Annotated in this window: 7 protein-coding genes and 1 other RNA gene; 5 read left to right on the plus strand and 3 right to left on the minus strand. The window is 57.4% G+C overall.

All coding sequences use genetic code 11. From position 1 onward, the window contains the following. Nucleotides 1-215: 215 nt before the first annotated feature. Entirely contained in the window at nt 216-2594 is a 2379-nt protein-coding gene (gene ppsA, locus ACE38U_RS17430; RefSeq protein ID WP_176982414.1) for a phosphoenolpyruvate synthase, read from the plus strand. Nucleotides 2595-2673: 79 nt separating this feature from the next. On the opposite strand, the gene ACE38U_RS17435 is transcribed toward ppsA, so the two are convergent. Continuing rightward, nucleotides 2674-4236 (minus strand): alpha/beta hydrolase-fold protein, encoded by a 1563-nt coding sequence (locus tag ACE38U_RS17435; protein WP_375530225.1) that lies wholly within the window; start codon nt 4234-4236, stop codon nt 2674-2676. A gap of 151 nt (nt 4237-4387) precedes the next feature. Here ACE38U_RS17435 and ACE38U_RS17440 point away from each other — a divergent pair, with 151 nt between their 5' ends. Next, entirely contained in the window at nt 4388-6550 is a 2163-nt protein-coding gene (locus tag ACE38U_RS17440) for a TonB-dependent siderophore receptor (RefSeq protein ID WP_375530226.1), read from the plus strand. Between the two features lie 11 nt (nt 6551-6561). Further along, nucleotides 6562-7464 carry an alpha/beta hydrolase gene (locus tag ACE38U_RS17445; RefSeq protein WP_375530227.1) on the plus strand — a complete coding sequence of 301 codons (903 nt, stop codon included), beginning with the start codon at nt 6562-6564 and terminating at the stop codon, nt 7462-7464. On the opposite strand, the gene rprA is transcribed toward ACE38U_RS17445, so the two are convergent. Together rprA and ydiK are read right to left on the minus strand one after the other, a co-directional pair. Continuing rightward, nucleotides 7461-7567, minus strand: an RNA gene (gene rprA, locus ACE38U_RS17450) — antisense sRNA RprA. The two genes, ACE38U_RS17445 and rprA, sit on opposite strands and share 4 nt — an antisense overlap. Nucleotides 7568-8315: 748 nt before the next feature. Next, nucleotides 8316-9434 (minus strand): AI-2E family transporter YdiK, encoded by a 1119-nt coding sequence (gene ydiK, locus ACE38U_RS17455; RefSeq protein WP_038473277.1) that lies wholly within the window; start codon nt 9432-9434, stop codon nt 8316-8318. Nucleotides 9435-9636: 202 nt separating this feature from the next. On the opposite strand from ydiK, the gene ydiJ reads away from it, so the two are divergent. Together ydiJ and menI are read left to right on the plus strand one after the other, a co-directional pair. Next, nucleotides 9637-12693 carry a D-2-hydroxyglutarate dehydrogenase YdiJ gene (ydiJ, locus tag ACE38U_RS17460; protein ID WP_375530228.1) on the plus strand — a complete coding sequence of 1019 codons (3057 nt, stop codon included), beginning with the start codon at nt 9637-9639 and terminating at the stop codon, nt 12691-12693. Then, nucleotides 12690-13100, plus strand: a complete 411-nt coding sequence (menI, locus tag ACE38U_RS17465; protein WP_176981138.1) for a 1,4-dihydroxy-2-naphthoyl-CoA hydrolase — start codon at nt 12690-12692, stop codon at nt 13098-13100. Before ydiJ ends, menI begins: the two co-directional genes overlap by 4 nt. Nucleotides 13101-13107 lie beyond the last annotated feature (7 nt).

Here is a 13107-nt window from a genome sequence, read left to right on the forward strand (position 1 = left end):
CCATCGGAAATATATTCAAATCAACACTATAACCATTGGTATTGTAAGGATTATATGATAATCAATGGTTTATGAAGTGAGCGGATCTATCCGAAAATGTCATATTTTATTTTGCTTGAACGATTCACCGGTTTCATTCTCCCCCCGGAATATGCAAAGCTAAATACGAAGTCTGGTGTTTCTTGTACCCATTCATTTAAAAAAGGATTGTTTCGATGTCCAATAACGGCTCGTCATCGCTGGTGCTTTGGTATAACCAACTCGGCATGAATGATGTAGACAGGGTCGGGGGCAAAAATGCCTCCCTGGGTGAAATGATTACCAATCTTTCGGGTATGGGCGTTTCCGTCCCGAACGGTTTTGCCACTACCGCCGAGGCGTTTAACCTTTTTCTCGACCAGAGCGGCGTGAACCAGCGTATTTATGAGCTGCTGGATAAAACCGACATTGACGACGTTAGCGAACTGGCGAAAGCCGGGGCGCAGATTCGCCAGTGGATTATTGACACGCCTTTCCAGCCCGAGCTGGAAGATGCTATCCGCGAAGCCTATCAAACGCTCTCTGCCGACGATGCCGAAGCCTCCTTTGCGGTGCGCTCTTCCGCCACTGCCGAAGACATGCCGGACGCTTCCTTTGCCGGGCAACAAGAAACCTTCCTCAACGTGCAGGGCTATGATGCCGTGCTGGTGGCGGTGAAACACGTTTTCGCCTCGCTGTTTAACGACCGTGCAATCTCCTACCGCGTGCATCAGGGCTATGACCACCGTGGCGTGGCGCTCTCCGCTGGCGTACAGCGCATGGTGCGCTCCGACCTGGCTTCTTCCGGGGTCATGTTCTCCATCGATACCGAATCTGGTTTCGATCAGGTGGTGTTTATCACCGCCGCGTGGGGTCTGGGTGAAATGGTAGTGCAGGGCGCAGTGAACCCGGATGAATTCTACGTGCACAAGCCAACGCTTGCAGCGGGTAATCCGGCTATCGTGCGTCGCACCATGGGCTCGAAAAAAATCCGTATGGTTTACGCCCCGACTCAGGAACACGGCAAGCAGGTGCGGATTGAAGACGTGCCGGAAGCCGACCGCGACCGTTTCTGTATTACCCAGGAAGAAATTCAGGAACTGGCTAAGCAGGCGGTACAAATCGAAAAACATTATGGCCGCCCGATGGACATCGAGTGGGCGAAAGACGGCCACACCGGCAAGCTGTTTATCGTTCAGGCTCGTCCGGAAACCGTGCGTTCTCAGGGCCAGGTCATGGAACGCTATCAGCTGCACGCCCAGGGGCAAATCGTGGCGGAAGGCCGCGCGATTGGTCACCGCATCGGCGCAGGCCCGGTAAAAGTTATTCACGACATCAGCGAAATGAACCGCATTCAGCCGGGGGACGTGCTGGTCACCGACATGACCGACCCTGACTGGGAGCCGATCATGAAAAAAGCGGCGGCAATTGTCACCAACCGCGGCGGGCGTACCTGCCACGCGGCAATCATCGCCCGTGAGCTTGGTATTCCTGCCGTTGTGGGCTGCGGCGACGCAACCGAGCGGATGAAAGACGGCCAGAACGTCACCGTATCCTGCGCCGAAGGCGACACCGGCTACGTTTACGCTGAAATCCTCGACTTCACCGTGAAAAGCTCTACGGTGGATGCGATGCCGGATCTGCCGCTGAAAATCATGATGAACGTCGGTAACCCGGACCGTGCTTTCGACTTCGCCTGCCTGCCGAACGAAGGCGTTGGCCTGGCGCGTCTGGAATTTATCATCAACCGCATGATTGGCGTGCACCCGCGCGCGCTGCTGGAGTTCGACCAGCAGGAGCCCGCTCTGCAGGCTGAAATCCGCACGATGATGAAAGGCTATGACGATCCGGTTGAGTTCTACGTTGGTCGCCTGACCGAGGGGATCGCGACCCTGGGCGCAGCGTTCTGGCCGAAGCGTGTGATCGTGCGTCTGTCCGACTTCAAATCTAACGAATACGCCAACCTCGTGGGCGGCGAGCGTTATGAGCCGGAAGAAGAGAACCCAATGCTGGGCTTCCGTGGTGCAGGTCGCTACGTGGCGGACAGCTTCCGTAACTGTTTCGCGCTGGAATGTGCGGCCATGAAGCGCGTGCGTAACGAAATGGGCCTGACCAACGTCGAAGTGATGGTGCCGTTTGTGCGTACCGTCGCCCAGGCGAAAGCGGTTGTTGAAGAGCTGGAGCGTCAGGGCCTGAAGCGCGGTGAGAACGGGCTGAAAATCATCATGATGTGTGAGATCCCGTCCAACGCCCTGCTGGCGGACGAATTCCTGCAATACTTCGACGGCTTCTCCATCGGCTCTAACGATATGACGCAGCTTGCGCTGGGCCTGGACCGCGACTCTGGCGTGGTTTCCGAGCTGTTTGACGAGCGTAACGATGCGGTGAAAGCGCTGCTGTCGATGGCCATCAAAGCGGCGAAGAAACAGGGTAAATACGTGGGGATCTGCGGTCAGGGGCCTTCCGATCACGAAGACTTCGCGGCCTGGCTGATGGAAGAGGGGATTGACAGCCTGTCCCTGAACCCGGACACCGTGGTGCAGACCTGGCTAAGCCTCGCCGAACTGAACAAGTAACGCTCCCCTCTCATTAAAAAGAAAGGGAACCGCTCCGGTGTCTTCCTGCCGTGCATTGGGAAGCTCACCGGGGCGGCTATTATCCCCGCTTAATCAAATCCTTCATGCCGGTAATAATGGCCTCGCACCACGCCGCATAATCATGCCCGCTCGACCAGGGATTAAAGCTCACCTCATAGCCTTTTTCACGCAGCACGACCTCAAGCTGCTGGGTGTTGCGGTAAATTCCCCCGTCCGCGCCTTTGCTTTCGAAGCGGCCTGCCTGTAGCCAGAAACGAACGGGTAAGCGCGGTGACGCCTGATACTGCCGGGTTAGCCAGCCCGGCATTTCACCCTCGGGCGCCCACCAGTAAGAGCCGGACAAGCTCAGCACGTTACCAAACGTCTCGGGATGACGCAGGGCAACCCAGGCAGAGGCAAGCCCGCCGTAGCTTGAACCCGCCACAATGGTTTTCCGCGCCGTAGTGGTGATGCCCTGGCGGTTAAGCCACGGCGTCAGCTCCTGGGCCATAAAATCGGCAAAGTCCGGATTGGGCGGCAGCTCTTTCTCACGGCGTTCGCCGTCCAGGCTGTCGATAAACACGGCGTTAACCGGCGGCAGGGCATGGCGGGCAATCAGGCCGTCCAGCACGTTGGCGAGATGATAACGATCCTGATACATGCGGCCGTCAAACAGCATCAGCGTCCAGCGTGCGGGCTGGCTGCCTCGCGGCCGGTAAACCGTCACTTCACGGCGGTTATTGAGCTTTTTGCTCTCAACCTGGTAACGAACCAGCGAGCCATGGCGGATGGGTTCCGAGGTAGCCTGCGGCGTAAAATAGCGGCGGGCGGTGAGGTCTAAAAGCGAGAAACGACTCCAGCGATCCCCCTGGCCCGACGGGCTGGATTGCGGATTAAGCGGGTCGGCCTGAGCCGTGACCAGAATTGCGCGGCGCTGCTCGCGAGCGGTGCCTTCGGTAAGCGGGACATCAGGCGCAAGCTTGTACTGCATCAGCGTATCAGCCGGCACTACATAGCTGCGATACCAGACATCGGACTGCCCCAGGCGAAACATCGGGTCGTGATCGCCTGCCGGAGAGCCGAGCACAAAAACGTTGCCCTGCGCGCCACGCCACAGGAAGGTAACGCGCTTGTTGTTGGCGTCTATCGTTTCGACCAGCGGCGTACCTTGCTCGCGTCTTTCCTGCCAGAACGTGTCCGTACCTGCGCCACGGCTCAGCGCCTGCTCAAGCGCCAGCAGCGCAGGGCTTTCCGGGGATTGCATTTCATTGCGTTTGAGCGGAACCGTCTCACGAATCTGCCAGCGGAACTGCCAGCGCTTACCGGGCTCGCCGCGAAGCACCAGCGTTGACGCCTGGCCGACGGGCAGGGCAAAAAGCGGGTTATGTTTACCGTCCACCGGCCCGTTTTCCACCAGCGCGCGCCAGAGCCTGCCTTTGCTGTCAATCAGGCTGGCGTCGGTCACGCCGCTCAGCCGGACGTTAGCGTAATTCTCCCGCAGGGCCGGAAGCCCAAAGCAGATTTCACCGCTGGCATCGAACTTTCCCTCCTGCTCTCCCTGGCTGCCGGTAAAGGTGCAGGTCGCGGCCACCGCCGACGCTGAACAAAGTCCCAACATTAATGCGCTCCACGCGGCTCTCATGGCGTCCATCATTCCTGATAAAAAAGTCCATACACGCTAATGCAAATGAGATTGATTTGCAATAACATTGCGAGTCGTTGCGTTTTACGACAAAACGTAACAGGAGAGAAAGGCGAAGCTATTTCACCTCATCACAGGGGACGTTACGGTAATGCATTTTAAAAACAATAAGGTGACCCACAGCCTTTGGCTGATGGGCTTCAGTACCATGGGGATGGTTGGCGGCGTTCAGGCGCAGGAACGGCAGGGCAGCGAGGAGACTCTCGTTGTGACCGGCTCGGTGAGCGAAGATCCTTCGGCGCCGCTGAAGGGGATGGTGGCGACTAAAACGCTTTCCGCGACGAAAACCGCGGCTGACCTGGTGAAAACGCCGCAGTCGGTGTCGGTTATCACCCGCGACCAGATGAACGCCCAGGATGTGACATCCGTATCGCAGGCCCTGCGCTATTCGGCGGGCGTTTTTACGGAGTATCGGGGAAGTTCGAACCGGAACGACGAGGTTTTTGTGCGTGGCTTCAGCTACGTGCCAAAATATCTCGACGGGCTGAGCTACGGCGCAACGGCTTCATCGCAGACCGGGACGTTTGACCCGTGGCTGCTTGAGCGCGTGGAGCTGGTGCGCGGCCCGGCGTCGGTGCTGTTTGGCCAGGTGAACCCCGGCGGGCTTATCAGTATGACCAGCAAGCGGCCGACAAGGGAAGCGATACATGAAGTGCAGTTTCGCTCAGGCAACCAGCATCTGGCCGAGGGGGCTTTTGATTTTGGCGGATCGCTAAGCGACGACGACCGTGTGCTTTACCGCTTAAACGGGATTGCACGAACGCAGCACAGCCAGGTGGCCGACTACAAAGAGCAGCGGATGGCGATTGCACCCGCGCTGACCTGGTATCCCAATGAGCAGACGCGTTTTACTTTGCTGACCAGCTACCAGAAAGATCCGAAGGCTGGCTATCGTAACTTCCTGCCTGCCGCAGGGCTGGTGACCGAAACGGCCGCAGGGTATATCCCGCGGGACTTTAACGTCAGCGATCCTAATTACGACCAGTCGTGGCGCGAGCAAACGATGGTTGGCTATGAGTTCGAGCATAGCTTCAACGACATCTTTACCTTCCGCCAGAATGCTCGCTACGCCAGCATCAAACAGAAGTATCGTTACCTCGTGTATTCCACCTCGAAGAGCGACACGTTACTTTCGCGCCGTGCGCAGCGAGAAACGCGTGATACCGATGAGTTTGGCGTAGATAACCAGCTCGAGGCGCAGTTCGATACAGGCACGTTAGGGCACACGCTGTTGGGCGGCCTGGATTACAAGTCCAACCACGACCGGCAGCAGCTTAGCCGAGGCATGGGAGCGAAATACGATATCTACTGGCCTCGTCCGGTATACGGCCTCAACGTTGATGAAAGCACTTTTAGCGCGGTCAGCGACGACCAACAAAATCTCGATCAAACCGGCGTTTATCTGCAGGATCAGCTGAGCTGGAACCGCTGGCAGCTGCTGCTGTCCGGGCGCTACGACTGGGCCGAGGTGCGAACGACGGACCGCCTTAAAGGCAAAAGCACGCAGCAGAATGACAGCAAGTTCACCTGGCGCACCGGCCTGCTTTATGCCTTTGATTTTGGCCTGTCGCCCTATATCAGCTACAGCACTTCCTTTGAACCCAACCTGCAGACTAACCGTGCGCCGGGTACCTCGCCGTTCGACCCAAGCCTGGGTAAGCAAACCGAAGTGGGCCTGAAATATCAGCCGCTGAAAGAGACGTTCATGACGCTGGCGCTGTTTGATCTTCGCCAGACAAACGTGGGGACGTACAACGGCGCGCTGGGTTGGTTCGAAAACGCCGGTGAGATCCGCTCCAAAGGGCTTGAAGCGGAGGTTCACTCCACGCTGTTTAACAGCCTCAACCTGATAGGCTCCTATACGTGGACGGATGCGGAAACCGCGAGCACTACCGTAGCCGGAACCGAAGGGAAAGTGCCGGCACGCATTCCAACGCATATGGCGTCTGCATGGGGCAGTTACACCATTCCTGATGGCGTGCTGAAAAACCTGACCGCCGGCGTCGGGGTTCGTTATATCGGTACCAGCTATGGCGATGCGAAAAATACGTTTAAAGTACCCGCCGTGGATTTGTATGACGCGATGCTGCGCTACGAGCTGGGCGAAGTGAGTCCTCAGCTGAAGGGCGCCGCCGTGCAGTTCAACGTCAACAACCTGGCGGACACAAAATATGTGGCTTCCTGCGCGTCTGATTCGGCGTGCTTCTACGGCATTGGCCGCACCCTGACCGCAACCGTCAGCTATCGCTGGTAAGGAGAATTTTTTTGCGCTATCTGCTTTTGGCGCTTATCGCACTCGCTGCCCCTTCGGGGGCGGCAGTCACGCAGGATAAGCCCTACACGCTGGCTAATACTCTGGTACATAGCCTGAATTCGCCGGAGAACGGCGAGTATAAAATCATGGTTTCCTGGCCTGAAGGTAAAGCGCCGCCAGAAGGTTGGCCGGTTATTTATCTGCTGGACGGCGAATCCGTCTTCCCCGGGGCGGTGTCGCTGATGCAGCGCCTGACCTGTGAGCGCTGTCCGCTCACGCCCGGCGTCGTGGTCGCTATTGACTACCCGGGCGACAGCCGCCGGGAGCGAGACTACCGGCCAACGGTAGATAAAGTCGCGCTGGAACCTAACCCGGCAGGCGGCACTTACCCGCCCGGTGCACCAGGCGAGGCGCAAAAGTTCTGGCGGTTTATTGACGCTGAGCTCCGGCCCTGGGTCGCACAGCACTGGAAAATCAACCCGCAGCGGCAGGCGCTTTTTGGTCACTCGTATGGCGGCCTGTTTACCACCTGGCTGTTTATGACCTCGCCGGACGCTTTCCAGCACTTTTACGCGTCAAGCCCTTCGGTATGGTGGAATGATCGTTATCTGCTGCGGATGGCACAAAACTGGCAACCGGATGAGGGGCATACTCAGCTCTCGATTTCGGTTGGGGGATATGAGCAGTCGCTGCAGCCGCGGGAAGCCAGGTTGCCGGAGGCGAAACGCGCCGGACTGTTAAAACATCGCGGGCAGAGGGCAATGGTCGACGGCAACCGAGATATGGCCAACGCGTTAATCGCTAAAGCGCCGCACCGGGTGGATTTTACGCTGGTAGAAGGGCAGAGCCACCTGACCGTTGCCCCGCTGGTTCTGCATGGTGTGCTTATTAATCACTTTGCGAAATCAGAATAAAAAAAAGCCCATCATCAAGATGGGCAAAGACTACACACAGCAATTCGTTGTTTCACTCAGGGGATTTCGATGCTTATAAATCAACGTGTTGATTCATAACCGTGAGTTAAATAGTAGGCATCTGGCTAAGTGGCGTCTCTCAGATTCGTCTCAATCGTTAACGAAAGGTAAAGAACTTACGTCAGAATAGCGGAGTGAAGGCGGTTCAATGGCTGGAATAACGAGGGAAAAACCCGTTAATGATTAGATTTATTAATCATTTGCGTTAAGTCACTGTGGCAGGTGTTAGTTCTCGCCTGGCCATATTATGCTGGCCGGATTAATCTCCGTTCACCTCAAGTACAGATTTATATGCAGCCACCGCACCGGTGAATGTCTCGGGAGAATCACCGTCATTCCCCCGAGACCCCGGACTCCCGGCCAAATAAATCGACCGCTAAAGCGGCAGACCTCCGTTTTATCTCCCAGTCCTGGGTCGGCTGAGATGCGTTCCCGACGCTCTCAGCCTCCGGCCGTTCCCGACGTCCGGACCCTGGCCAGTCGGAGAGAAAACCGAGGCGATTTAAGCCGGAACCGAGCCTCGCCTCTTATTTTTACCCTCTCCCTGGAAGGGAGATGGAATAAACAATGTTCCCCATCGTCTTTTTCCCCCTCTCCCCTTGGGAGAGGGCCGGGGTGAGGGTGGAATTGCTCTCCGGCCCTCATCGCCCCCGGACACGTTCACCGTTTTCTGATCGTGCAGGGAAAACGGCTCGCAAGGTGAACGGAAAATCTGGGGCTTGTAAATATCATTCCCAGAAAGTAGCAAAGGGAGCTTTGGCTAAGGAACACCACAAACTCCCCCACATCCTTTATTTCTTCACGTCCAGCGTTTCCTGCTCTTCTAACAGCTCCACCACCTCGTGCGGATCGTCCTGCGGGGCGGGAGCCTCATGCATCCAGACCGAAATCAGACGGTAAGAGACGGCCAGCAGCACCGGACCGATGAACAGGCCAATCATCCCGAACGCAATCAGCCCGCCGATAACGCCGGAAAGAATCAGGATCATCGGCAAATCTGCGCCCATGCGAATCAGCATCGGGCGAATCACGTTATCCATCGTCCCCACGACGCAGCTCCAGACCAGCAGCACCGTACCCCAGGTGGTATCGCCGCTCCAGTACAGCCAGATAATGGCGGGCACCAGAATCACCAGCGGGCCAAGCTGAATAAGGCAGCTAAGCACCATCAGCACCGTGAGCAGGGCTGCGTAAGGAATACCGGAGACGGCCAGGCCAATGCCGCCCAGCACGCCCTGAACCAGCGCGGTGACGACGACGCCGAGCGCGACGGCGCGGATAGCCTGGCCTGCCAGCAGCACGGCGGCATCACCTCGTTTGTCCGCTAAGCGGAAGGCGAAGTGGCGAATACCGTTCCCCAGCGTTTCACCCTTCGCGTAGAGCAGCACGCTGAACAGCAGCATCAGGCCGAGGTGCATCAGCAGGGTACCGATGTGCACGGCCTGGCCGAGGAACCAGCTGGTGGTCGAGCCGATATACGGCCGAACCTTTTCCATAATCGCGCTGCCGCCGCTGTTTACCAGCGTATTCCAGCCGCTGTAAAGCTTGTCGCCGATGAGGGGAATGCTGTGCAGCCACTCAAAGGTCGGCAGCTCCATATGTCCTTTCGTCGCCCAGTTAATGACCGGGCCGCTGTTGTCCACCAGGCTGTTCACCAGCATGGCAATCGGAATAACGAACAGCATCAGCAGGAGCAGCGTCATGACCAGCACCGCGAGCGAGCGTTTTCCCCACAGCAGGTTTTGCAGTTTGATGAGCAGCGGCCAGGTGGCGATCACGATAGTCCCGGCCCAGGCAAAGCCTAAAACAAAGGGACGTACGATCCACAGACAGGCGATAATCATCACCGAAATAAACAGCACGGACAGCAGGATCTGCAGCAGATCCTTTGGCTGACTGACTTTAACCATAGGAAGAATCACCTCAATAAAATGCACCCGCGCTAAATTCGCATGGCGATAATTTAATGATGATGTATTTCCCTGATTTTTGACAGGCGCAATTCGCTTCGCGTTATCTGAAATAACAGCCGCAAATCGTGGCGGAATATGATAAAAACAAGACAGACACGCAAACGATAACTCTTACACGCAACACAGGGTCTACCCGTCAATGATCCCACAAATTTCTCAGGCACCTGGCGTCGTTCAGCTGGTGCTCAGCTATTTAGCATCACTGGAGCAACAGGGCTTTACCGGCGACACCGCCACCAGCTACGCAGACCGCCTGACCATGGCGACCGACAACAGTATTTATCAGCTGCTGCCGGATGCGGTGGTTTTCCCCCGGTCAACCGCCGACGTGACGCTTATCACCCGAGTGGCATCCGAAGAGCGCTTTAAATCGCTGGTCTTTACCCCTCGCGGCGGCGGTACCGGCACCAACGGCCAGTCGCTGAACGGCGGTATAGTCGTGGACATGTCCCGCTACATGAATCGCATCATCGAAATCAATCCTGAACAGGGTTGGGTGCGGGTAGAAGCTGGCGTCATCAAAGATCGGCTCAACCAGTTCCTGAAGCCGCATGGTTATTTCTTTGCCCCTGAGCTTTCCACCAGTAACCGCGCTACGCTGGGCGGGATGATCAATACCGACGCCTCCGGGCAAGGGTCGCTGGTGTACGGCAAAACCTCAGACCACGTGCTGGGCGTGCGTGCCGTGTTGATGGACGGCGAAATTCTTGACACGCACCAGATGGCCACGCCGCTTGCCGAAGAGCTGGCCCGCGAAGAGACAACGAGCGGAAAAATCTACCGCACCGTGCTTGAGCGATGCCGCGAACGGCGCCAGCTGATAATCGATAAATTTCCCAGGCTGAACCGCTTCCTCACCGGCTACGACCTGCGGCACGTGTTTAATGACGATCTGAGTAAGTTCGATTTAACGCGTATCCTGACCGGCTCCGAGGGGACGCTGGCGTTTATCACCGAGGCGAAGCTGGATATTACCCGCCTGCCGAAAGTGCGCCGCCTGGTGAACGTCAAGTACGACTCTTTTGACTCAGCGCTGCGTAATGCGCCTTTCATGGTCGATGCCCGGGCGCTGTCGGTAGAAACCGTCGATTCCAAAGTGCTGAACCTGGCGCGGGAAGATATCGTCTGGCACTCGGTCAGCGAGTTGATTACCGACGTGCCGGATAAAGAGATGCTAGGCCTGAACATCGTCGAGTTTGCCGGCGATGACCAGCCGCTTATCGACGGCCAGGTGACCGAATTATGCGCTCGCCTTGATGCCCTGATAGCCGCAGGCGAAGGCGGGGTGATTGGCTGGCAGGTTTGCGATGAACTTGCTGGTATCGAAAAAATTTACGGCATGCGTAAAAAAGCCGTTGGTCTTTTGGGGAACGCAAAGGGGCAGGCAAAACCGATTCCGTTTGCCGAAGATACCTGCGTACCGCCGCAGCACCTCGCGGACTACATTGTTGAATTCCGTGCGCTGCTGGATAGCCATAACCTCAGCTATGGGATGTTTGGCCACGTTGATGCGGGCGTGCTTCACGTTCGCCCGGCGCTGGATATGTGTGACCCGCAGCAGGAAATGTTGATGAAAAGCATCTCCGACGACGTGGTGGCGCTGACGGCAAAATACGGCGGCCTGCTTTGGGGTGAACACGGCAAAGGGTTCCGTGCCGAATACAGCCCTGCTTTCTTCGGCGAAACGCTGTATGAAGAGCTGCGCCGCATTAAGGCCGCTTTCGATCCGGAAAACCGCCTCAACCCCGGCAAAATCTGCCCGCCGCTCGGCGTAGATGACCCGATGATGCAGGTTGATGCCGTAAAACGCGGGACGTTCGACCGGCAAATCCCCATCGCGGTTCGTACCTCATGGCGCGGCGCGATGGAGTGTAACGGCAACGGCCTGTGCTTTAACTTCGACGTGAAAAGCCCGATGTGCCCGTCGATGAAGATCTCAAGCAATCGCATTCACTCGCCGAAGGGGCGAGCCACGCTGACCCGCGAATGGCTGCGCCTGCTGGCCGAGCGCGGCGTAGACCCGCTGCAGCTTGAGAAACAGCTGCCGGAGGCACGCGCCAGCCTGCGTGGGCTGATTGAGCGTACCCGCAACTCGTGGCATGCCAGCAAGGGCGAGTACGATTTTTCGCATGAAGTGAAAGAGGCTATGTCCGGCTGCCTGGCCTGTAAAGCCTGCTCCACCCAGTGCCCGATCAAAATCGACGTGCCGGAATTCCGCTCTCGCTTCCTGCAGCTTTACCACACGCGTTATCTGCGCCCGCTGCGGGACCACGTGGTGGCCTCGGTTGAAAGCTATGCGCCGCTGATGGCGCGGGCGCCGAAAACCTTTAACTTCTTTATGAGCCAGCCGTGGGTGCAGAACCTGTCCCGCCGGCATATCGGCATGGTTGACCTGCCGATGCTGTCCACGCCGACGTTGCAGCAGCAAATGGTTGGCCACCGCTCCGCTAACACGACGCTGGAACAGCTGGAGCGCTATTCCGACGAGCAGCGGGCGAAAACGGTGCTGGTAGTGCAGGACCCGTTCACCAGCTATTACGATGCTCAGGTTGTGGCTGACTTTATCAAGCTTGCGGATAAGCTGGGCTATGAGCCCGTGGTGCTGCCTTTCTCGCCGAACGGCAAAGCGCAGCACATTAAAGGCTTCCTGCAGCGTTTTGCACGCACGGCGAGCAAAACCTCTGAATTTCTTAATCGCATTGCGAAGCTCGGCATGCCGATGATCGGCGTCGACCCGGCGCTGGTGCTGTGCTACCGCGATGAATATAAACAGACATTAGGTGAAGAACGCGGTGATTTTCAGGTTCAGCTGGTGCACGAGTGGCTCCAGGCCGTGCTGAAAGAACGGAAAGTACAGGACTCACCGGGCGAAGCCTGGTACCTGTTCGGCCACTGTACCGAAGTGACTGCTTTACCGACGGCCCCGAACCAGTGGGCCGGCATTTTTGCTCGTTTTGGCGCGAAACTCGAGAACGTCAGCGTTGGCTGTTGCGGCATGGCTGGCACTTACGGTCACGAGGTGAAGAATCTCGCCAATTCATTGGGCATCTATGAACTATCCTGGCACCAGGCGATGCAGCGCCTGCCGCGCAACCGCTGTCTGGCAACCGGCTACTCCTGCCGCAGCCAGGTCAAGCGCGTTGAGGGCAACGGCGTACGGCATCCATTACAGGCTCTTCTGGAGATTATCGGATGATTTGGCGACGTGAAGCCACGCTTGCCGCGCTCAATAAAATGGGCGTGAACAATATGGTCGGCCATGTAGGTATCGAATTTACGCGTTTTGATGACAACGAAATAGAGGCCACCATGCCGGTGGACGAGCGCACCCGGCAGCCGTTTGGCCTGCTGCACGGCGGTGCGTCGGTGGTGCTGGCGGAAACGCTGGGTTCGGTGGCAGGTTACCTGTGCACCGAAGGCGAACAGAAGGTGGTGGGCCTTGAGGTAAATGCCAACCACATCCGTTCAGCACGCGACGGCATTGTGCGCGGCGTTTGCCGGGCGGTACACGCCGGCCGTCGTCATCAGGTGTGGCAAATTGATATTTACGATCAGCAAGACCAGCTGTGTTGCACTTCTCGCCTGACGACGGCGGTGGTGTAAATCCATA

Origin of the sequence: Cedecea selenatireducens (assembly GCF_042138895.1) — a bacterium.
Taxonomy (GTDB): domain Bacteria; phylum Pseudomonadota; class Gammaproteobacteria; order Enterobacterales; family Enterobacteriaceae; genus Cedecea; species Cedecea selenatireducens.

What these genes read in the sequence shown, in the direction of transcription:
- ydiJ (WP_375530228.1), top strand. Translation starts at nt 9,637, where the DNA reads ATGATCCCACAAATTTCTCAGGCACCTGGCGTCGTTCAGCTGGTGCTC.
- ACE38U_RS17440 (WP_375530226.1), top strand. Translation starts at nt 4,388, where the DNA reads ATGCATTTTAAAAACAATAAGGTGACCCACAGCCTTTGGCTGATGGGC.
- ydiK (WP_038473277.1), bottom strand. Translation starts at nt 9,434, where the DNA reads ATGGTTAAAGTCAGTCAGCCAAAGGATCTGCTGCAGATCCTGCTGTCC.
- ppsA (WP_176982414.1), top strand. Translation starts at nt 216, where the DNA reads ATGTCCAATAACGGCTCGTCATCGCTGGTGCTTTGGTATAACCAACTC.
- menI (WP_176981138.1), top strand. Translation starts at nt 12,690, where the DNA reads ATGATTTGGCGACGTGAAGCCACGCTTGCCGCGCTCAATAAAATGGGC.
- ACE38U_RS17435 (WP_375530225.1), bottom strand. Translation starts at nt 4,236, where the DNA reads ATGAGAGCCGCGTGGAGCGCATTAATGTTGGGACTTTGTTCAGCGTCG.